The organism is Chryseobacterium candidae, from assembly GCF_004916905.1.
GTDB classification, from domain to species: Bacteria; Bacteroidota; Bacteroidia; order Flavobacteriales; family Weeksellaceae; genus Chryseobacterium; species Chryseobacterium candidae.
In genome coordinates this window covers 1-21,867 of the sequence record NZ_SDLV01000008.1, presented here as the reverse complement: position 1 = coordinate 21,867, position 21,867 = coordinate 1, and the positions used below count along the sequence as shown (strand labels likewise).

At 36.6% G+C, this 21,867-nt stretch carries 20 protein-coding genes; 13 read left to right on the top strand and 7 right to left on the bottom strand.

All coding sequences use genetic code 11. The features are described 5' to 3' along the window. The first annotated feature begins 34 nt into the window (after positions 1-34). The 6 genes from EK417_RS04640 to EK417_RS04615 all read left to right on the top strand — a co-directional run bounded on the left by EK417_RS04640 (position 35) and on the right by EK417_RS04615 (position 7,876). The gene (locus tag EK417_RS04640; RefSeq protein ID WP_076597842.1) at positions 35-613 is read left to right on the top strand and encodes a MiaE family protein; all 579 of its coding nucleotides are present in this window, start codon (positions 35-37) and stop codon (positions 611-613) included. A 23-nt stretch (positions 614-636) separates the two neighbouring features. Further along, positions 637-1,254, top strand: coding sequence for a DUF502 domain-containing protein (locus tag EK417_RS04635; RefSeq protein ID WP_076597843.1), 618 nt, complete (start codon positions 637-639; stop codon positions 1,252-1,254). Between the two features lie 93 nt (positions 1,255-1,347). Continuing rightward, positions 1,348-2,724: a tryptophanase TnaA gene (tnaA, locus tag EK417_RS04630; protein ID WP_136521463.1), complete on the top strand. Its 1,377-nt coding sequence runs from the start codon at positions 1,348-1,350 to the stop codon at positions 2,722-2,724. Between the two features lie 324 nt (positions 2,725-3,048). Beyond that, positions 3,049-4,125, top strand: coding sequence for an FAD-dependent monooxygenase (locus tag EK417_RS04625; protein ID WP_136521462.1), 1,077 nt, complete (start codon positions 3,049-3,051; stop codon positions 4,123-4,125). A gap of 2 nt (positions 4,126-4,127) precedes the next feature. Then, positions 4,128-5,285, top strand: a complete 1,158-nt coding sequence (locus EK417_RS04620) for a pyridoxal phosphate-dependent aminotransferase (RefSeq protein WP_136521461.1) — start codon at positions 4,128-4,130, stop codon at positions 5,283-5,285. Between the two features lie 161 nt (positions 5,286-5,446). Beyond that, the gene (locus tag EK417_RS04615) at positions 5,447-7,876 is read left to right on the top strand and encodes a TonB-dependent receptor plug domain-containing protein (RefSeq protein ID WP_136521460.1); all 2,430 of its coding nucleotides are present in this window, start codon (positions 5,447-5,449) and stop codon (positions 7,874-7,876) included. Positions 7,877-8,043: 167 nt separating this feature from the next. On the opposite strand, the gene EK417_RS04610 is transcribed toward EK417_RS04615, so the two are convergent. Then, on the bottom strand, positions 8,044-9,261 hold the full coding sequence (locus EK417_RS04610) for a PQQ-dependent sugar dehydrogenase (RefSeq protein ID WP_136521459.1): 1,218 nt from the start codon (positions 9,259-9,261) through the stop codon (positions 8,044-8,046). A 106-nt stretch (positions 9,262-9,367) separates the two neighbouring features. Between EK417_RS04610 and EK417_RS04605 the strand changes: the two genes are divergently transcribed. From EK417_RS04605 to uvrB, 3 genes are all read left to right on the top strand, one after another. Continuing rightward, the gene (locus EK417_RS04605; RefSeq protein WP_110368465.1) at positions 9,368-9,739 is read left to right on the top strand and encodes a BlaI/MecI/CopY family transcriptional regulator; all 372 of its coding nucleotides are present in this window, start codon (positions 9,368-9,370) and stop codon (positions 9,737-9,739) included. A 2-nt stretch (positions 9,740-9,741) separates the two neighbouring features. Then, positions 9,742-11,160, top strand: a complete 1,419-nt coding sequence (locus EK417_RS04600) for a M56 family metallopeptidase (RefSeq protein ID WP_136521458.1) — start codon at positions 9,742-9,744, stop codon at positions 11,158-11,160. 174 nt (positions 11,161-11,334) lie between these two features. After that, positions 11,335-13,326 carry an excinuclease ABC subunit UvrB gene (uvrB, locus tag EK417_RS04595; RefSeq protein WP_076597849.1) on the top strand — a complete coding sequence of 664 codons (1,992 nt, stop codon included), beginning with the start codon at positions 11,335-11,337 and terminating at the stop codon, positions 13,324-13,326. Between the two features lie 74 nt (positions 13,327-13,400). On the opposite strand, the gene EK417_RS04590 is transcribed toward uvrB, so the two are convergent. The 4 genes from EK417_RS04590 to EK417_RS04575 form a co-directional block, all read right to left on the bottom strand. Further along, on the bottom strand, positions 13,401-13,628 hold the full coding sequence (locus EK417_RS04590; protein ID WP_076597860.1) for a DUF3820 family protein: 228 nt from the start codon (positions 13,626-13,628) through the stop codon (positions 13,401-13,403). Positions 13,629-13,649: 21 nt separating this feature from the next. Then, positions 13,650-14,729 (bottom strand): AI-2E family transporter, encoded by a 1,080-nt coding sequence (locus EK417_RS04585; RefSeq protein WP_076597850.1) that lies wholly within the window; start codon positions 14,727-14,729, stop codon positions 13,650-13,652. A gap of 13 nt (positions 14,730-14,742) precedes the next feature. Further along, positions 14,743-15,468, bottom strand: a complete 726-nt coding sequence (locus EK417_RS04580) for a beta-carotene 15,15'-monooxygenase (RefSeq protein ID WP_136521457.1) — start codon at positions 15,466-15,468, stop codon at positions 14,743-14,745. 72 nt (positions 15,469-15,540) lie between these two features. After that, on the bottom strand, positions 15,541-16,266 hold the full coding sequence (locus EK417_RS04575; protein WP_083688933.1) for a hypothetical protein: 726 nt from the start codon (positions 16,264-16,266) through the stop codon (positions 15,541-15,543). A gap of 45 nt (positions 16,267-16,311) precedes the next feature. On the opposite strand from EK417_RS04575, the gene EK417_RS04570 reads away from it, so the two are divergent. After that, entirely contained in the window at positions 16,312-17,289 is a 978-nt protein-coding gene (locus EK417_RS04570; protein ID WP_136521456.1) for an aminodeoxychorismate synthase component I, read from the top strand. After that, positions 17,273-17,899, top strand: coding sequence for an aminotransferase class IV (locus EK417_RS04565; RefSeq protein WP_136521455.1), 627 nt, complete (start codon positions 17,273-17,275; stop codon positions 17,897-17,899). The genes EK417_RS04570 and EK417_RS04565 overlap by 17 nt, the downstream gene beginning before the upstream one ends. Before the next feature lie 2 nt (positions 17,900-17,901). Here the strand turns inward: EK417_RS04565 and menD are convergent, their stop codons facing one another. Continuing rightward, positions 17,902-19,572 (bottom strand): 2-succinyl-5-enolpyruvyl-6-hydroxy-3-cyclohexene-1-carboxylic-acid synthase, encoded by a 1,671-nt coding sequence (gene menD / locus EK417_RS04560; protein WP_136521454.1) that lies wholly within the window; start codon positions 19,570-19,572, stop codon positions 17,902-17,904. Positions 19,573-19,656: 84 nt separating this feature from the next. Here menD and EK417_RS04555 point away from each other — a divergent pair, with 84 nt between their 5' ends. Further along, positions 19,657-20,607: an isopenicillin N synthase family dioxygenase gene (locus tag EK417_RS04555; RefSeq protein ID WP_076597856.1), complete on the top strand. Its 951-nt coding sequence runs from the start codon at positions 19,657-19,659 to the stop codon at positions 20,605-20,607. Between the two features lie 102 nt (positions 20,608-20,709). Here the strand turns inward: EK417_RS04555 and EK417_RS04550 are convergent, their stop codons facing one another. Next, positions 20,710-20,982, bottom strand: coding sequence for a hypothetical protein (locus EK417_RS04550; protein ID WP_136521453.1), 273 nt, complete (start codon positions 20,980-20,982; stop codon positions 20,710-20,712). Between the two features lie 228 nt (positions 20,983-21,210). Between EK417_RS04550 and EK417_RS21760 the strand changes: the two genes are divergently transcribed. After that, the gene (locus EK417_RS21760; protein WP_438830155.1) at positions 21,211-21,372 is read left to right on the top strand and encodes a bacteriocin-like protein; all 162 of its coding nucleotides are present in this window, start codon (positions 21,211-21,213) and stop codon (positions 21,370-21,372) included. Positions 21,373-21,867: the final 495 nt, after the last annotated feature.

The window sequence follows — 21,867 nt, the reverse complement described above, 5'->3', positions numbered from 1 at the left end:
TTCAATTTGTTTAAATTTACAAAAATTTTACAACATGTTTAAGTTGAAACTACCTACCGACCCAAGGTGGGCAAATATTGCAGAAGGAAACATTGGAGAAATTTTAACAGATCATGCCTGGTGCGAACAAAAAGCAGCAACCAATGCCATAGGCCTGATCACGATGCTTCCTGAATATCCCGAAATTGTAACTGAGCTTCTTGCCATTGCACAGGAAGAACTGGATCATTTCAACCAGGTACATGAGATCATCAAAAAAAGAGGCTTTACTTTCGGAAGAGCAAGAAAAGATGATTACGTGAATGAACTGGCAAAATTTATCATTCAGGGAAGCAGAGAAGACCTCATCGTAGACAAAATGCTTTTTGCTGCTATGATTGAAGCCAGAAGCTGTGAAAGATTCAAGGTTCTTACCGAAAATATCAAAGACGAAGAACTGAAGGTTTTCTATAAAGAACTGATGATTTCTGAAGCCAATCATTACACTACTTTCATCGGGTTTGCAAGACAACTCGGAGACCCTGAAAAAGTAAACAAACGCTGGGAAGAATGGCTGGAATATGAAGCCGGCATTATTAAGTCCTACGGAAATAAAGAAACCATCCACGGTTAAAATAAAACAGTAAAGAATATCCCTTGAAGAAGCCAAGCTTTGAAAATATCGCCAATCTGTTCCTGAAGAATTTCTTCCAGGGGTTGGTTATCATTGGCCCTATCGGGCTTACCATTTTTGTGATCTGGTATATTGTAAGTGCGATTGACAACCTTGTTCCTTCCCTTGCCAAGCAGATTCCGGGGCTTGTATTTGTATCAACCATACTGTTTACAGCTATTTTAGGATATTTAGGAAATAAATTCGTGGTCGGAAGATTCTTTTTTGACACAATGGACAGCTTACTGGAGAAAACTCCGGGAGTAAAACATATTTACACTCCTACGAAAGACGTAATGTCCTCATTTGTAGGCGACAAGAAAAAATTCAACGATCCTGTATGGGTAAAGACCAATGAAAATCCGGAAATCTGGAGAATCGGTTTTTTAACTCAAAAAGAAATGTCAGACGTTGACAAGCATAATTACGTTGCGGTATATCTTCCCCACTCGTACGCCATCTCGGGTTGGGTAATTGTTACTGAAGAAAAAAACATCAAACCTGTAGTGGGAATGACAGCAGCTTCTGCCATGAAGTTCGCGGTGAGCGGCGGTGTAGCCGGATTCCATTCTGATGAAAATATATTTAAGGCTCCGGAATAATCTCTTTTCCGACTTATCTATACATTGATGAATTTTGAAAAATTACTTTCAAGCACATTTTCTTTACAAACAATTTAAAACATAATTTAACTCATGAATTTACCGTACGCGGAACCTTTCCGCATTAAAATGGTGGAAGAAATCTATCAGTCCACCAGAGAAGAAAGAGAGCAATGGCTTAAAGAAGCTAATTATAACCTTTTCAACCTAAGATCTTCACACGTTTATATTGACCTGCTTACCGATTCAGGAACGGGAGCAATGTCTGATAGACAATGGTCTGCTTTGATGACCGGAGATGAAAGCTATGCTGGATCACGTTCTTTTGAACAATTACAGAAAACCGTTGAAAGCATCACAGGATTCAAATATTTATTACCAACTCACCAGGGAAGAGCTGCTGAAAACGTTCTTTTCTCAGTATTGGTAAAAGAAGGCGATGTAGTTCCCGGTAACTCGCATTTTGACACTACAAAAGGACATATCGAAATCAGAAAGGCACATGCTATCGACTGTACGATAGACGAAGCTTTTGATATTAATGACCTTCATCCTTTCAAGGGAAACATCAACCTTGAAAAACTGGAAGAAGTTTATAAAAGCCATCCTAAAGAAAATATTCCTTTCTGTTTAATTACCATTACGTGTAACTCTTCAGGAGGACAGCCTGTTTCTCTGGAAAACATGAAAGCTGTAAAAGCTCTTTCTGACCAATACGGAATCCCGGTATTCTTCGATTCAGCGAGATTTGCTGAGAATGCTTACTTCATCAAAAAAAGAGAAGCAGGACAGGAAAACAGAAGCATTAAGGAGATCTGTAAGGAAATTTTCTCTTACGGAGACGGAATGACAATGAGTTCTAAAAAAGACGGTTTAGTAAACATCGGAGGATTCATTGCTTTGAATAATGAGGAAGTTTTCAGAAAAGCATCCAATTTTACCATTATTTATGAAGGTTTCATTACCTATGGCGGTATGGCAGGAAGAGATATGGCAGCATTAGCAGTAGGTCTGGATGAAGCTACAGAGTTCGCTTATCTTGAAAGCAGAATCTCTCAGGTTGAATATCTGGGTAATAAATTAATTGAATACGGAATCCCTGTTCAGAAACCTATCGGAGGACACGCTGTATTCATCGATTCTTTAAACTTCCTTCCGAATGTATCCCGTGAAGAATATCCGGCACAGACCTTAGGGCTTGAAATTTATAAGGAAGCAGGGATAAGAACTGTAGAAATCGGTACATTACTTGCGGACAGAGATCCTGCTACCAGAGAAAACCGTTATCCGAAATTAGAGCTGGTAAGACTGGCTATTCCAAGAAGAACCTACACCAACAACCATATGGATTATATTGCTGCTGCCATCAGAAACGTATATGAAAGACGTGAAGAAATAGCAAAAGGATATAAGATCACCTGGGAACCGGAAATCTTAAGACACTTTACTGTTCAGCTTGAAAAGGCTTAATGATAGAACCGGAAATTTTTTCCGGTTTTTTTATACATTAACATTCGAAAACTTGTCAAACAGAATAAACTTATAGGTTCTTACTATAATCACCACCACACCATTAACACCTTATAACCAATCAGATAACACAAATAAAAATAAATCAATCATATTAATTTATTACAAACGATACCCAATGCTTTTCATCTGTTTTTTATAAAACAAAAATAAAATTGACACATTTTTTGAAATAGTAAAGGTTTTTAATTCTAATTTTGTATTTATCTAAAGGAGATAAAAAATTACTTACAAAACCACCTGAAAAATACTTTATTCCGAAAAATGAAGAAAATTGCTGTCGTGGGCGCCGGTATTTCCGGCTTAAGCATGGCGAATTACTTAGAAAAGCACAAAATCGACTACCACATTTACGAAAGGAGAAAAAAGAAAGATCTGGCAGGTCACGGTTTTCTCATTCCGAAGGAAGGAATGGATTATCTCTATCAAATCATTAATCCTGATCATCTTCTCCAACACGGAAATTTTCTAAAAAAATATACACAATATTCTCATACCGGGAGAATTCTGGCAGAGAAAGAACTGGACAATGTTTTCGCGATTTCAAGGCACTCATTAATCAATTTGTTAGCCCAGAATATCTCTCATGAAAAAATAACCTACGAGGAAACCATCATCCCGGATGATCAACACACCGGAAAATTAAAGCTTTCTGACGGAACTGATATTGATGCGGATATTGCTATCATCTCTGATGGCTCCAGAAGCCGCACCAGAAGGAATCTTTTTAAAGATGAAACGATGAGGGTGGCAAGGGAAAGTGAAGTAGTGAATATCATTCAAAATAAAGAAATTTCAGCTTCTATTGAAAAGGATTTTATGAAGTTTCATCATGAAGATGGGGGCTTGACTTTCGGAATCCTTAAACTTTCTGACGATACTGTTCTCTGGTACTCACAGTTTGACAACCAGAAATACATGATTAACGGGTGTTCTACCGAAAATTTAAGGAAATATATGCTGGAAGTTTTTGAAAACTGGCATCCTATAGTCCCGGAAATCATACAGAAATCATACTATAAAAATGTACATTTATGGAATGTTTATGAACTGGAAAAGCTAAACCCTTTTTACAAAGATAACTTTGTGTTCATTGGGGATGCTGCTCATCCACTCATACCATTTACCAGCCAGGGAGTCACCTCTGCTCTGAAAGATTCTTTCTTATTAACGAAATATTTAGTTGAAGAAGAGAATATACATACTGCCTTCAGTAAATACGAGATTGAGAGAAAACCTGAAATCGAGGTTCATATTCACAATGGAAGAGCATTACTAAATCAGTTTTTACTTCCACTCAGCCAACAGACAGAAAACATTATCCCCATATCTTATAAATAAATATGTTCACCAATAACGACATTAACTTTGAAGCTCTGAAAAGAAAGGCCTATAACGGAAGATGGGCCACCCTGGAAGACGGAATCATTCCTCTTACGGCAGCTGATCCGGATTTCAGAACAGCACCAGAAATAGAACAGGGAATCATTGAATACATAAAGGATGGCTACCTAAGTTACGGCCCGTTTTCCGGACTTCCGGAATTTAAGAAAAGTGTTGCAGATCATTTTAATCATGAAAAACACGGGAGCTTTTCACCCGAAAAAGTGTTGGCAGTGAATAGTGCCGCCCAGGGAATGTTTCTGATTGCATCTTACGTCCTTAATCCCGGTGATGAAGCCATTATTCTGGATCCTGTAGATTTTCTTTTCAAAAAATCTGTAGAAACAGCAGGTGGAAAAGTAATGCTTTGCCCCGTAGATACAACAACAGGAGAAATTGATTTTGAAAGACTGGTTTCTTTGATTAATTCCAAAACCAAACTTATCAGCATATGCAACCCGCACAATCCGCTTGGTAAAGTTTATTCCAAAGAAGTTTTAATACAGGTGGCTGAAATTGCAGCGGCTCATGATCTTTGGGTGATGAGTGATGAAATCTGGAGTGATATTGTTTATGATCATAAAGATTTTCATACTTATTCATCCGTATCAGAGAAGGCAAAGAGAAAAAGCTTTACCGTGTATGGGTTTTCAAAATCATTCGGAATAGCAGGATTAAGAATAGGTGCCGTCCTGTGTAATGATCAGGATATTCTCGAAGACTTTACAGAGAAATCCAATTTCAATTCCACAATAGAAGGGGTCTCCACTTTATCACAGATCGCAGGAAGCGTAGCCCTTGAAAAAGCAAAACCGTGGTATAAAGAGTTTCTGGCTCATTTACAAAATAACCGAGATCTTGCTTTCAGATTATTAAGCCGTTCGGAAATTGTAACGCCTAATCTGCCTGAAGCTACTTTTGTACTGTTTCCAAAGATTGAAAACGGAATGTCCGGCGATACATTCGCTCAGCACGTTCTCACACATGGAAAAGTAGCCATTGTTCCGGGATCAGAAAGATGGTTCGGAAAAGGAGCGGAAGGGCATATCAGAATTTGCTTTTCCACATCACAGGAAATTTTAGAAGAAGGAATTAACAGAATCATTAGAAGCTTTTAACATTAAAATTTTAAACTAAATTCAAGTAATAGGTTGTTATTTTTCCTAATTTACCACAAATCGTTATAAAATTAAGAAATCTATACTAAAAATTTTATTTTAATATGGATTTAAAAATAAATATTGATAATTTTGATTAAATCACTACTAAAATTATTAATATGAAGATAAAATACATCAGTATCATTTTACTTGGAGCTTCTACCTTCACCTATGCCCAGCAGATAAAAGATACTTTGAAAGAATCAAAGATCGACGAAGTAGCCATTACCGGAAGCCGTAACAAAAAGAGAACAGTAGTCAATACTCCTGTTCCTATTGATATCATCGACATTAAGCAGGTGAGCCAGTCTACAGGGCAGATAGAAATCAACCAGCTTTTGCAATTTTCCGCACCTTCTTTCAACTCCAACAAACAATCAGGATCTGACGGTGCTGATGCTGTAGATCCGGCTACGTTAAGAGGTCTTGGTCCTGATCAAACCTTACTTTTACTGAATGGAAAAAGATATCATCAGTCTTCACTGATCAACCTTTTTGGAACCAAAGGAAGGGGAAATACCGGATATGATATGAATACCATTCCGATTGGAGCCATAAAAAGAGTGGAAGTCCTTCGTGACGGAGCATCAGCCCAATATGGTTCGGATGCTATTGCAGGAGTAATTAATGTTATTTTGAATGACAGAAATAATGGTTTTGAAGGAAATCTATTCACAGGTATGAATCTTTTCAAAAGTCCAGGTAATAATGACGTTGTATCAGATCACAAAGTAGACGGAACTACCTTTGATTTCAGTGGAAATCTGGGAACTAAAATAGGATCAAAAGGCGGTTTTGGAAATTTCACAGTAGAATTTGTTAATAAAGATTACGCCATACGAAATGCTAATCCTGATGTTTATACGGCACCAAGACAGCGTTTCGGAGATGCCAAAGCTCAAAATATTTACTTTTTCGGAAATATTGAAGTCCCGTTATCCGATGGATTGAAATTTTATTCCCGTCAGGGCTTTTCCCATAGAAATACCAAAGCTTATGCGTGGACAAGAACACCGGATGCAGACGGCAATATTCCAGAAGTTTACCCTACAGGATTTAACCCGGTTGAAAACACCAGCATTACGGATTTCACATTTGACAACGGATTAAAGTTCAAAGTTGCAGACTGGGATGTAGATTTTTATAATGCTTTTGGCAACAACAGATTCACCTACCAGATAGACAATACAATTAATGCCACTTTAGGAGTCAAATCTCCTACAAGCTTTAATGCGGGAGGACATTCACTGCTGCAGAATACAACTGGGTTCAACGCTGTGAAGCAGTTCAAAGTACTGGAAGGGCTTAACGTTGCTTTCGGGTCAGAGTTCAGATATGAAAAATTTGATATCATCAAAGGAGAAGAGGCTTCTTACACCATGTATGATAAAAACGGAAATCCTGTGACGCCAGATACCCCTGAAAGTTTACTGGTAACCAATCCTTTAAATGAAAATAGCGTAAGGCCAGGCGGTTCGCAGGGATTCCCAGGTTATTCTACAGATATCGGCAAAAGCAGAAATAACTTTGCTGCCTACATAGATACTGAATTGGATGTGACTAAAAACTGGATGATAAGCGTTGCCGGAAGGTTTGAAAATTATAATGATTTCGGAAGTACGCTGAATGGTAAGTTTGCTACACGATATGCATTTACTCCTCAGTTTGCTTTCCGTGGATCCGTTTCTACAGGGTTCAGAGCGCCTTCTCTGGCTCAGAAATACTACAGCCAACAGTTTACCAACTTCCAGGGCGGACAATTGGTCACTATTCAACTAGCATCTAATGATAGCAAAATCGCAAGTAGTCTGGGAATACCTCAACTGAAACAGGAAACCTCTGTGAACGGAAGTGCCGGGTTTACGTTCAACACAGGAAAATTTACAGCGACAGTAGATGGATATTATATCGAAGTAAAAGACAGGATCGTTCTTACCGGATATTTTGCACAGGGAGATTTGCCGGCAGATGTCCAGGCAGAAAATCCATTTATTGACCAGGTACAGTTCTTTTCTAATGCGATTGATACCCGCACGAAAGGGATTGATCTTATATTAAGCTATAGTGAAAATCTAGGTTCCGGAAAGCTTACCGCTACCTTAGCCGGAAACTATAATGACATGGAAATCACCAAAGTAAACACTTCAGAACAGCTGGCAGGAAAAGAAGATATTTACCTGAGTGCAAGAGAAAAAGCATTTATTCTTGCTTCTGCTCCGAAGACAAAAGTGAATTTAAATCTCAATTATAAGCTCAGCAAATTCAATGCAAATCTGCAGTTAGTAAGATTTGATAAGGTTACTCTGATTGGTTATGACGGTACAGAACAGGTCTATAATCCAAAAGTAACCACCGATCTTTCTTTTGGCTATGAATTCTCTAAAAACCTGAATCTGACTTTAGGAAGCAAAAACCTGTTCAACAGATATCCTACCTTGCAAACCACTCAGGTAAGTGATGGAAATACAGAATCAGGAGGTATCTTTGACCCTGTACAGATGGGATTTGCCGGAAGACAGGTTTTCGCCAGACTTAATTTTAAATTTTAATGGAATAAAAAGAAACTGTATCAAAGGTTAATAATTTCACCTTTGTTATTCTGATGAAGGAAGAATCTCATCTATAAACCAATAACATAAGATTCTTCACTACATTTCTGAACTACGTTCGCAAACTTTTAGTCTGTGTTCAGAATAACATTTTGATACAGTTTTTTCTATTTTTTTGAAATCTTATACAATTTGCCACTGTCGGTTACCGCATACAGATTCCCATCCATCCCGTTTAATACATCACGGAAGCGTTCTTTCTGATCTGCAAGAAGACGTTCTTCACCTACTACTTTATTATCTTTCATGACAATTCTGTCAATATGCTCGCCACTTAAACATCCGATAATGAGATTTCCTTTCCATTCCTCAATATTTCCCGTATAAAAAGTAATTCCGCTTGGTGAAATCACAGGATCCCAATAATAAACCGGTTGCTCTGTTCCTTCTTTTTGGGTAATTCCCTGTCCTACTTTATCTCCTGAATATTCAATTCCATAGGTTACATCTCCCCATCCGTAATTCTTTCCCGGCTGGATCAGATTGATTTCATCACCTCCTCTCGGACCCATTTCAACATCCCAGAGATTGCCATTAGGATCAATAGCCATTCCTTGCGGGTTTCGGACTCCATAAGCATAAATTTCCGGTTTATATCCTGATTTTCCGATAAAAGGATTTCCCGGAGCAGGTTTACCATCCTTTGTGATCTTTAAAATTTTACCAAGATAATTATCTGTCTTCTGGGCATACATGCGGGTAACTTTATCTGATCTTTCTCCTGTACTGACAAATAAATGTCCATCTTTATCAAAAGCAAGACGGCTTCCATAGTGTTTATCACCATCATAAGAAGGTTCTGCACGGAAAATAACTTTTACTTCTGAAATATTTTTAAGATCTGCAGACAGCTTTCCTTTTGCTACAGATGTTAAGTTTCCTTTTCCAAATGGTTCCGAAAAACTGAAATAAATAATATTGTTAGTTTTAAAATCAGGATCAAGCGCTACATCCAGCATTCCGCCTTGTCCTTTTGAATCTACTTTTGGAAAACCATCTATTTTTGACACCTGTTTTCCATCTGCTGAAACAACATTCATATAGCCTTTCTTATCGGTGATGAGAAATTTACCGTCAGGTAGATTGATAATCCCCCATGGTCTTCCCAAATCTTTATTCAGTATTTCAACATTATAGGCTGCTGTTGTCTTTACAGCCTTAATTCTTGTCTGCCCTTTAAATGCCGGCTTATAGTCAGAATTAGGATTTTCTGTTTCTACACTTCCGTCATTTCCTGTCTTCTGAGCATTGGCATGATTCTCTTTGCATGAAGATAAAAAAAGAAAAAGGCTTACTACAGGAATATAAAATTGATTCATTTTCATAGTGTTATGATTAGGTTTTACCAAAAGAATGGAAAAATAATGCCAATAAAATTTGTACATATGAATTTTTATTCTACATTTGTAGAACAAATTACAAACTTGTAGAATGAAAGAAGTTAAACTAACTGATTCTGAAAAAAGCCTTATGGAAATTCTTTGGAAAAAAAAGACCGTTTTCATGAAGGACATACTGGAAACCTATCCGGATCCAAAGCCAGCAGCAACAACTATTGCAACCTTGCTTAAAAGAATGCTGAACAAAGAGCTGATAGGCTATAAACTCTATGGAAATTCCCGCGAATACTTTCCAAAAATAGAGAAAGGGGAATATTTCAAGGAAGAAATGACTTCCATGATTGACCGTTTTTTCAACAGCTCTGTGACACAGTTTGCATCATTTTTTACATCTAATGCAAAACTTAGCCAAAAGGAACTGAAAGAACTTCGCAATATTATTGATGAACAGATAAAAGAATAAATATGACTGCTATTATTTTGAAAATAATTCTGTGCTCTTCTATTTTCATTGCTGTTTATTATCTGTTTTTAGAAAAAGAAAGAATGCACAGATTTAACCGAATGTATTTATTAAGTTCGTTATTACTTTCTTATATAATTCCGTTTGTAATCATTAGTACGCCCAATCAGAATATAGAAAAAACGCCACAGTTGATTATAGAAGAGACGGCACAACAACTGGTTTTCATCCCTCAAAAACAGGAAAGCTTTAACTGGGTGAACGTGGTATTGGCAATTTATATTTTCATCACCTTTTTTCTGTTGGTAAGAAATATTATTTCCATTCTGAAGATCAAAAGAATATCCGGAAAGAAACATGTATACCAGAACCATAATATGTTATTGACAAAAGAAAATCTTTCACCTTTCAGTTTCTGGAATACAATTTATATGGGCGAAAGCTATATGAAAAACGATACAATAGATCCAAGAATTTTCATTCATGAAAAGACTCATATTGAACAAAAACACAGTCTGGACATTTTGATTTTGAACACATTAAAAATATTCACATGGTTCAATCCTGTACTTTTCCTATATGAGAAAGCGATGATCGCAAACCATGAATTTTTGGCAGACGAAGCTGTTATGAAAAGTAACTATAACATTAAAGAATATCAGGACCTTATTCTCGAAGAAATTCTCAATCATCAAAATCCTCCTTTAACCCATTCATTTAATTTTAATAACACCAAAAAAAGATTTATTATGATGAAAACAAAAAAATCAAAATTTAGTTTGCTAAAGAAAACAGCAGGAATCACCGTTTTAGTTGCTTCAGCGGTATTATTCTCTGAAAGAACATACGCAGAAAACTCCACTCATGTTCGTCTTTCCGAAAGAATAGCAGAGATACCAGACCAAATTGCACACCAGAAGCCAATACAAGCAGACTTAATAGTCCCTGCTTATTTTGAAAATGACAGAGAAGAGAGAAATGGATCTGATTCTATGGATTTCAAAAAAGAAGAATTGAAAAAAGTTCTGGATACAGCAGTTCCGGGAGTGTATAAAACAAGTGAAGGTGAAGGTAAAAATACAAATACAGCCATCAATACTCAAGAAAATACAAATGAAAGCCCAGCTCAATATCCCGGGGGTTCTAAAGACCTTAGAATCAAAATAAGCAGAAGTGTAGATGTGAGTAATTTAGGAAACTATAGCGGACCTATAACATCTACCGCTTATATTCATATTAATGAAGTAGGAAAGACAACTCAGGTAACTACTTCGGGAGAAAATGAAATCCTGAACCGGGAGCTACTAAAATCAGTCACTGAAATCAGTAATGAAACAGTATGGATACCCGCAATGAAAGATGGAAAGGCCATTGCCTCAGTATTGAAAATACCTGCAACCATGACTTTTACACGACCATAACAACAAAAAGCGCTAATTCCAGCGCTTTTATTTTTTTCAGCAATTCTTATTCAGACCCTATCAAAAACCCAAACCAAAGGTCATTAGTTAAAATTTTATTATCAAAATATTCACCGTCAAAACATTAGACAGTCTAATAATTTCTTTCGTATTTTTGTTGTATACATCTTTTCTATGGATTTTAAGCTTCAATCAGAATATAAACCTACCGGAGATCAGCCTCAAGCTATTGAAAAGCTTACCGAAGGAATAGAGGTCGGTGAGAAATATCAGACACTTCTTGGAGTTACCGGCTCCGGAAAAACCTTTACTGTTGCAAATGTTGTTAAAAATGTTCAGCGCCCAACCCTCGTACTAGCCCACAATAAAACTCTTGCTGCACAGCTTTTTATGGAGTTCAAAGAGTTCTTTCCGGAAAATGCTGTGGAATACTTTGTGAGCTACTATGATTACTATCAGCCCGAAGCTTATATTGCTACAACGGGAACTTATATTGAAAAAGACCTGAGCATTAATGAAGAAGTTGAAAAGCTCCGTCTTTCTGCCACCGCAAGTCTTCTTTCAGGAAGGAGAGACGTTTTGATCGTAGCTTCTGTTTCATGTATTTATGGTATCGGGAATCCAACGGAATTTCATAAATCTTTGATTTCCATTGCCATTGGTGAGAAAGTGACAAGAACAGCACTTCTCCATTCATTAGTAAATGCATTATATGCCAGAACACTAAATGAATTCCAACGAGGAACATTCCGTGTAAAAGGAGATGTGATTGATGTATTCCCCGCTTATACTGATAACGCAATCAGAATTCAGTTTTTTGGAGATGAAATTGAAAAGATTCAAAGTTTTGACCCGGTAACAGGAAATGTAGAAGATAATTTTGATCAGATACAGATTTATCCTGCCAATCTTTTCGTAACATCAAAGGAAACCTTAAACGGAGCGATTAAAGATATTCAGGACGACATGGTAAAACAGGTTGATTTCTTTAGCTCCGTTGGAAAACCATTAGAAGCAAAACGACTCCAGGAAAGAACTGAACTGGATCTTGAAATGATCAAAGAGCTTGGCTATTGCTCAGGAATTGAGAACTACTCAAGATACTTAGACGGCCGTCTTCCGGGAACAAGGCCTTTCTGCCTGATTGATTATTTCCCTAAAGACTTTTTAATGGTTATCGATGAAAGCCACGTTACCGTTCCGCAGGTTCATGCCATGTACGGTGGTGACCGAAGCAGAAAAGAAGCATTAGTAGAGTATGGTTTCAGACTTCCGGCAGCAATGGACAACAGACCTTTGAAGTTTGAAGAGTTTGAAGCCATTCAGAATCAGGTTATTTATGTTTCTGCAACACCTGCAGATTATGAACTGGAAAAAACAGGTGGTGCTTATATAGAACAAATCATCCGTCCTACAGGACTTTTAGATCCGATTATTGAAGTAAGACCATCATTAAATCAAATTGATGACTTAATGGAGGAAATCCAGAAAAGGGCCGATGCTGATGAAAGAGTACTGGTGACTACTTTAACCAAGAAAATGGCGGAAGAACTTACGAAATACTTCACCAAATTCGGAATCAGAACAAGGTATATTCACTCAGATGTAGAGACCCTGGAGCGTATTCAGATCATGCAGGATCTTCGTTTAGGCCTTTTTGATGTGTTGATTGGGGTTAACTTATTGAGAGAAGGTCTGGATTTACCCGAAGTTTCTCTGGTTGCCATTCTGGATGCTGATAAAGAAGGAATGCTGAGAAGCAGAAGATCGATGATCCAGACCGTAGGACGTGCCGCAAGGAATGTGAATGGAAAAGCAATCATGTATGCAGATAAAATCACAAAATCTATGCAGGCTACGCTGGATGAAACCGAATACCGACGTGCCAAGCAAATGCAGTACAATGAAGATCACGGCCTGAAGCCAAAAGCATTAAATAAAAAGATATCCGAAAATCTCGTAGGAAGAAGCAAAGACTTCCCTGATGAAAAATATACGCAAAAAGAAATCCTTCAGAAAGTTGCCGAAACAAAAGCAACCTATGCCAGTGAAGATATCGAGAAAATGATTGCCCAGAAACAAAAAGAAATGGAAGCAGCAGCAAAAAATCTTGATTTTATTAAGGCAGCCAAGCTGAGAGATGAAATTTCAGCATTGAAAGCGTAAAAGAATTGATTATAAATAGTTTCGGCGGCATCGAAGATGCCGCCGAAACTATTTATAAATGGTATATTTTAATTTTACAGTCCTTTTCTTACTGCGGCCCGGATAGGAGTCAAAAGATCCATCAAACCATTTAATTTGATCTCGTAAACCGTTGAAAGCTGCATTCCCAATTTTCCTTTTGGCATTCCGTTTCTGTTGAACCATTCCAGGTAGCTCACCGGAAGATCAACCAGGACTGTTCCTTCGTATTTCCCGAAGGGCATTTTCATGACACAGATTTCTTTTAGTATTTCGGGATTAATTCCTTCCACGTTTTTATCTAATTAAATTAATTTTTCTTTAATATCATCCTGGCCCGGCAGTTCAAGGTCCGGAGGTGTTTCTTCATCCGAAAATTCATTTCTGTATACCTGAACCAGAAGAAGAGTCAATGAGATCAGAATAGGACCAAAAATAAGCCCCATAAAGCCAAACAGATTCATTCCCATAATGATTCCAAATACCGTATTCAGTGGATGGATGTTTTCCAGTTTCTTTAAGAAAGTAAAACGAAGAAGATTATCGGTAAGACCTACTACTACAAGACAGTAGATTGCTAATCCTATCCCCTGTCCTGTATTACCTTCCGCAATCATAAAGATACACACAGGAACATATATAATAGCAGTTCCTACAACCGGAATCACTGAAGCAGCAGCTGTTAGTGCAAAAAGCAGAACAGCTCCCGGCGCACCAAAAATCAAATAACCTATGAGTGCTACAATTCCCTGTCCTAATGCTACAACGGGAATTCCAATAGCATTTGCCATGATCAGTTTTCTCATTTTATCGCCAATCAGAGAAATGTTTGCTCTCTTCAGCGGGGCAGAAGAAGTAAGAATCTTTTCAAAGAGCCTTGGTCTTTCCAGCATAAAATAGAGAATAAAATACATGGACATTACTATTGTAAGAGTATTGAATGTCCCACTGACTGCTGAAGTAGAAAATTTCCCTACATTATCCTTCAGTTTCGCCATATTCTCCTTGCTTAGAATATCAAATCCTGTTTTAGAGAAGATATAAGAATGGATTTTATCCAGGAAAACATTGAATTTGGCCATATAAGCCTGTGCATTTCCCAATTTATCAATAATCAGATCGGCAATAAAATAAATCGGAAGAATAAGAACAATAAGACTTGCCAACATCAATGCAAACGCAGCCAGTGACGGTTTCCACTTTTTCTCTTCCTGCAGATAAAAATTGTATTTTCTGCAGACTACATAAATGGTAATCGCCCCCAACACTGAGGGAATAAACAATGCCAGATTAAAGCAGATCAATCCGGCCAATACCAGAATGATAGCCAGTAACGACATCTGCTTTATCGCAACACTGCTTATTTGTTTGTCCTTATTCATCATGTATTTTTATATTTTATTTGCTGTACATAATTTGTCTTGGTTTTCCTAAGAAAGCACAATAGATAGAGTACATTACAATCATCATAAACGGAGCTGTCAGGATGATCCCTATTCCGCAAAGAATAATTCCCGCAACAGAAATCAAACCTCCTAAAAGACCTGTTAATAAAAAAGTTCCATAGTTTTCTTTAGCAATATTGAACGACTTTGATAAAGCTTCTGTAGCTGAAGCATTTTCAAATAACAGAATCGGATATCCTATTAAAAGGAAAGGATATACAAAAATGATAGGCAACACACACAATGCCAGAGCAATGGAAGAAATTATCCAGGTAAGAAGACTATAAATCAAAATGTTTACAAAATTCTGGCGGTATCCGATAAAAAGATCAGAAAATTCAATCGGGCTTTTGGTATTGTATTTATTCACCATATAGATCAATCCTACATACAAAGGAGATAATAAAAGACCGAAAAGGCTGGACGCTCCCATATATAAAGGAAGCCCGGGAGCACTCCAGTAATTAAAATCGCCTCCTGACTTCATTTCTTCCACCATAGAAGCAGAGTCAAATCCTGTAAGCATTTGAATAACAGATCCTCCGATCAGGTAGATGATCATGGCTACAATTCCGTAACCGAAAACGCCTTTGTACATTTCAAAAGCATGAGAAATAATTGATCCCGTATCTCTGTTAGGCACAGAACCCTGCTGATCAAATTCGTTAAATTCAGACATAGTTTAAATATTTAATGATTTTACCAAATTTACTTTTTTTTAGTAAAAAATCCCATTAAACACGAATGAATTTTAACTTTTCTCCGAAAAGACTGTTTTATACAATGAATAAATCATTGCATTCCAAAATGGAAATGTGAAAAGACCTCCAATCAGGAACAAGGCAAAACCTAAGTACTTGAATAGAAAAGCAACAATTACACATACCATTATTTCAACGAAATACATTTTAAGCGCTTTAAAATTCAGGGAAATGGATTCGAAAATCCTTTTATTGGTGAAGAACATCAATGGAGCGACAAATAGTGTTACCGCCACCCAGATTACAGCTAATACGACAGTAGGAAGGGTAAACCTGTAAATAAAGAACCAGAAAAGAAAATAGCCCACATACTTAAAAAAGTTAAGTCCGTTATATCCGGCAAACAAATCTCCTATCACAATATTTTCTTTAAGATCAAGCTTGCGGAAAATCTGAAACATCCCGAGATTCAACGGATACAGAAATGCTGTTGTTCCCCAGATTGCCAATGTAAACATCTGATAATTTTCAGTTGCCGTTATTGCTTCCATTTTTTTCAAATAAACCTGAGTCCCCTGCATAAAAGCTTCCTGCAATTCTTTATTATAAGAAAAAATGCCATACTTCTCTCCGAAAAGCATCACCGCAGTAAGCAGTATTCCAAAAAAGACGATAGAAAACATCAGCTGAAAAACGAGGGTTTTATTCCAGTAAAAAAATGCCTGCTTCAATATAAAATCTATTCCTGGTTTCTGAGGATATTTATTCTGCATCATAAAAAAATTTATGCAAAAGTAAACATCAATAAGTACTTTTGCAGAATGTTTTCAGTGAATCATCAAAAATTTATGGAAATGGATGAACTTTCTCTTCAGAAGGTTCCCTATTTTTTCATCATCGACTTTCTCTCGGAGAATGTTGAAATCTATCAGGAACATGAAATTAAAAAAGAGGGTTTAATTATTGATTTCCAAACATTTTCAAACACAAAAGAGATACATAAGCTGAATAAAAAGGTCGTCTGGAAATCCTATCCTGAAACATTGGAAAACTTTCAAACAGGTTTTAACAAAGTTCAGGAAAATATTCGTTTAGGAAATTCCTATTTAGTAAATTATACCAGAAAAACACGAATTGAGACGAATTTAACCTTAGAAGAAATTTTTTATCATTCAAATGCGAAATACAAAGTTTTTTATAAAGATTTTTTTGTATTTTTTTCTCCTGAAACTTTTGTAAAGATCATTGACGGAAAAATTTTCACCTATCCCATGAAAGGAACCATTGATGCATCTATTGAAAATGCAGCAGAAATTCTGAAGAATGACAGAAAGGAGAAGGCAGAACATTACACCGTAGTAGATCTGCTCCGGAATGATCTGAGTATGGTGGCTGATGATGTAAAGGTAGACCAGTTCCAGCATATTGACTTTATCAAAACCCAACAAAAGGATCTGTACGCGATGAGTTCTAAAATTTCAGGAAAGATAAAACCTGAATTTGAAGGAAAAGTAGGAAGTATTATGCAGAAAATTCTTCCTGCAGGCTCTATTTTAGGAGCTCCCAAACCTAAAACACTGGAAATAATTCTGGATGCGGAAGGATATGACAGAGGATATTACACGGGAATTTGCGGCTGGTTTGACGGCCAAAATGTAGACAGCTGTGTAATGATACGCTTTATTGAAAAACAGGAAGACCAATTGTATTTCAAAAGCGGAGGCGGTATAACGCACATGAGTAAATTAGAAGACGAGTATCAGGAAATGAAAAATAAAATCTATGTCCCAATTCATTGAAAGCATTAAAGTAGAAGATCAGGAGATTTTTCTATTGGATCTACATCAGAAACGTGTCAATCAGACATTTTCCCATTTTGGGAAGGAAGACTCTATTGATGTGGCCAAGATCTATAAAAATCTGCAGCATGATGAGGATGGTCTTTTCAAGTTAAGAATTGCTTATGACCTTGACAAAAGAATCAGAACACAGATGATTCCTTACGCTATTCCTGAAATACAGGATTTTCAGCTGGTAGAAAACAATAGCTTTGATTATTCATTCAAATTTGAAGATCGTAAGGAACTGGAAAAAATGAAGATGAAAGCTAAGGCAGAAGAAATTATCATTGTCAAAAACAATCATATTACGGATACCTCTTTCTCCAATATCTTATTTTTAAAAGGAAAAGACTGGTTTACTCCTTCTACTTATCTGTTGAATGGAGTTCAGAGGCAGCATCTTTTAAAGCATAAAAAGATCAAAGAAACGGAGATCACTTTACAGAACATAAAGCAATTCACCCATTTCCAGATCATTAATGCGTTGAATGATTTTGATGATATGTTTATCTATCCTATCGACAGAATTATCAATCTGCCGGGGAATGAAGAATATCTTGATCTTTAAATCTACTTCATAAACTCAAAATATGACTTCAGTACATCTGCACTGTTCTTCCCGAGAGTATTTACTTCCAGGATTTTTGGCTGTACATCAGGTTTAAAGAAATTCTCAAGAACTCTGTCCAGCGTAAGTTCGTCCTCTACTCTGATATAGGAGAATCCGAAATGCTTTGCAAGAGATTCGGCGTTCTTGCGGTGCTTTGTGGCAATAAATTCGTCTAATGTATTCGGATTGGCATTTCTGGGGCCCGGAATAATTTTAAAGATATTTCCTTCACCGTTATTGAAGATCATAATTCTTACAAACGGTGGAATATATTGATTCCAAAGACCATTGATATCATAAAAGAAACTCAGGTCACCTGTGATCAATAAAGTTGGATTTTCATTTTTGATGGCAAATCCCATTGCCGTAGAAGTAGATCCGTCAATACCGCTTGTTCCTCTGTTACAGTAAATCTTTCTCTTCCCGAAATCAAACAGCTGAGCATATCTGATCCCTGAAGAGTTACTGAAATGAATGTTATAGTTTTCAGGAATGGCTTGTGATGCTTTATTGAAAAAATAGAAATCTGAAAAATCAATTGTATTCAGAAACTGTTCGTGTTTAGCATCTTTTTTATCCCTTAAAACATCCCAAAGATTATAATACGGTCTAGGCTCCAGATTAATAAACTTCAACAGTTTTGAGAAGAAAACCTCTGGCTTCACCTCTATCTTTTCTGTCAATGAGAAATACGTATCAGGCTGCCACACTTCATCCAGATGCCAGTGCTGTTTAGGACGGGCGCTTCTAAGGAATTGTTTCACTTTTTTGGAAACTACATTCTGACCTACTGTAATCAACAGGTCAGGAGCGTACGTTTTATAATCCTCTTCCGTAAAATTGAAAATATAACGGTCTATATGTTTGAAAAACTTCTCATGGTGTAAATTTGAGTTGGCTTCACTCAATACTACCACAGAATGGTTCTTCACCAACTGAGTCAGCTGGTTTTCCAGTTCCGGGCTGTAATCTCTTGTTCCCACCAGCAGCATAATTCTTTGGGAAGTATGCCATTCCGCAATCAGACTGGACGGAATTTCATATTCTTTATGTTTGATGGTCTTTTCTACCGTTGGAAAAGTAGGAAGCTCTGAAACCAGCTCATATAATGGTTCTTCCAATGGAATATTAATGTGTACCGGACCTTGCTTCTCAAAACAGAGTTCAATAGCTTTTTTAATGATATCGAAATTAATATCTTCCGCATTTTCTTTGCTGTCTTCCAAAAGCTGGAAGTCACCATAGGAATGCTGATGAAAAACATCCTTCTGTCTGATCGTTTGTCCATCGAATATATCAACAAAATCAGTCGGTCGGTCTGCTGTAAGTACCAAAAGCGGAATGTTCTGATAAAACGCTTCAGTAACCGCAGGATAATAATTAACCACCGCAGATCCGCTGGTACAGGTAATAGCTGCCGGCTTTTTCTCACTCTTCGCCATTCCCATTGCCACGAAAGCGGCACTTCTTTCGTCTACAATGCTATAACAGTTGAAACCATCTATCTCTGAAAAATGGATAGCCAAAGGAGCATTTCTTGACCCCGGAGAAATTACTATATCTGCAATTCCGTACTGCTGAAGAAGATGTGCAAGTATTTGGATACTTCTCTTAGAAGAATATTTTTTCATACAGCAAATTTAACTTATAAATAATGATTTTAAAATCATTTAATTTAAAAAAAATGTAATTTTGCTGTTCGTAAATTTCTAAAAATGGATAAAATACCTAGTGTAGACCTGCGTGATTTCCTTTCGGGTAACCCGGAACGCAAACAGAAATTTGTAAATGAAATCGGAAAAGCTTATGAAGAAATTGGTTTTGTTGCCTTAAAAGGCCACTTTCTTGATGACAACCTAGTAGATGATTTGTATGGAGAGGTAAAAAACTTTTTTGAACAGCCAGTGGAAACGAAACAAAAGTATGAGATTCCAGGAATTGGTGGCCAGAGAGGTTATGTAGGATTCGGTAAAGAAACTGCAAAAGGTTTCAAAAAAGGAGACTTAAAAGAATTTTGGCACTTTGGGCAGTATCTGTCTGATGATTCAAAATACAAAAGTGAGTATCCGGACAACGTAATCGTTGAAGAACTTCCAAGATTCAACGAAGTTGGTAAAGAAGCATTCCAGATGCTTGAAAAAACAGGACAGTATGTGTTAAGAGCGTTAGCATTACACCTTGGTTTAGATGAATTTTATTTTGATGACAAAATCGCAGAAGGAAATTCTATTTTAAGACCTATTCACTACCCGCCAATCACTGAAGAACCGGATGATGCAGTAAGAGCAGCTGCCCATGGGGACATTAATCTTATTACTCTTTTAATGGGAGCACAGGGAAAAGGTCTTCAGGTTCAAAACCACAACGGAGAGTGGATAGATGCTATTGCAGAACCAGATGAGCTGATGATTAATGTTGGAGATATGCTTTCTAGACATACCAACAACAAGTTGAAATCTACTATCCACAGAGTGGTAAACCCACCAAGAGAAATGTGGAGTACTTCAAGATACTCAATTCCTTTCTTTATGCATCCCATCAGTGCAATGTCTTTAAATGCACTTGATAACTGTGTAGACGAAAACAATCCTAAATTATACGAAGATACAACTGCCGGAGAATTCCTGCATGAAAGATTGATCGAACTGGGATTGATCAAAAAATAAACGCAATGGCTGTCTCAAATTAAGACAGCCATTTTTACTATTATATTTCACTTGGAAATATGCAACAAGCGTACATACTATTGTACATCTATAAAACCTATACTATCCTGTTATACAGTAAAATTCCGGACACGGCGTAGGCTGTGTAAAAGTTCCCCACGGACAGATACAAGTATAAGAATCACCACCGCCATCAGGATTTTCTCCACCTCCGGGGCCTTCACCATAAGGTACACATTTTCCATTTGAACAAATTTCTCCGGCAGAGCATCCTCCTTCTCCAGGTCCTCCTCCTTCAAAACAATATGCCGGAAAATTAATTCCTGCAACAATACCCTTTCTGTCTTCTCTTGAAAGTTTTTTTAAATTTTTCATAATTTTTGATTTTTGGTATTTCCTACTCTATAAGCTTTTCGGATAACGCTTATTTAAAAATAACATTTATTTTATTAATAATCAATACTTTAAATTAAATCCAAGGATTAATATAGCTCTTAAGAGATCTTATTATGTTAAATTTCTATTATTAATTAAAAAAATACCATTTAGTTAATAATATTTTAACTATTTTTACATTAACTACAATTTTTTAATCAAAACAATATGAAAAATCTAAAAAAACTAAAAAAGAGCCAATTAAAGAACATTTCAGGTGGGGCTAATCTTCCGGAAACAGATTTCTGTATGTATTATTGCAACGGAGTTATTGTTTGTGCCACATGCAGTGACAACTTTAAATGTCCGGACACCAATAGTGATATGTAAGATTCAAAATCAAAATGCCATAAATGGAACCACTTCTTTACAGAGGTGGTTTTTTATTTCTTTTGGCTTAAAATAAAGTAGATTTGAGCTACGCGGACATATTTATCAGGAAATTGTACTTCTTATTTGTGATAATCGATTTATGAGCTTAAAAAAAGGAAAGAATATTATTCTCCCAATAGAATAGATAAACATTCTTTTCCAATTATTTCTTTTCCAATGGCGTCTTTTTTTTTATTTGGACTGCTTCTTTCCTACTGTGTCATTCCGCAGGAATCCAGCCAACTTTATTAGAGTCTTTAAAGGATTTAAAAGGTAAAAGTAATACTTGAGTTATGTGCTAATACTTTGTTCAGACTCCTATGGAGTTACAACTGGAGTGTGTACTGTCCAGCATAAGTAATAAATGATAAGTGATAGTTGATAATGGATAATGGATAAGTGATAAGTAAGTGATCGTTGATGATTGATGGTTCATGAATAATCGATGTATTG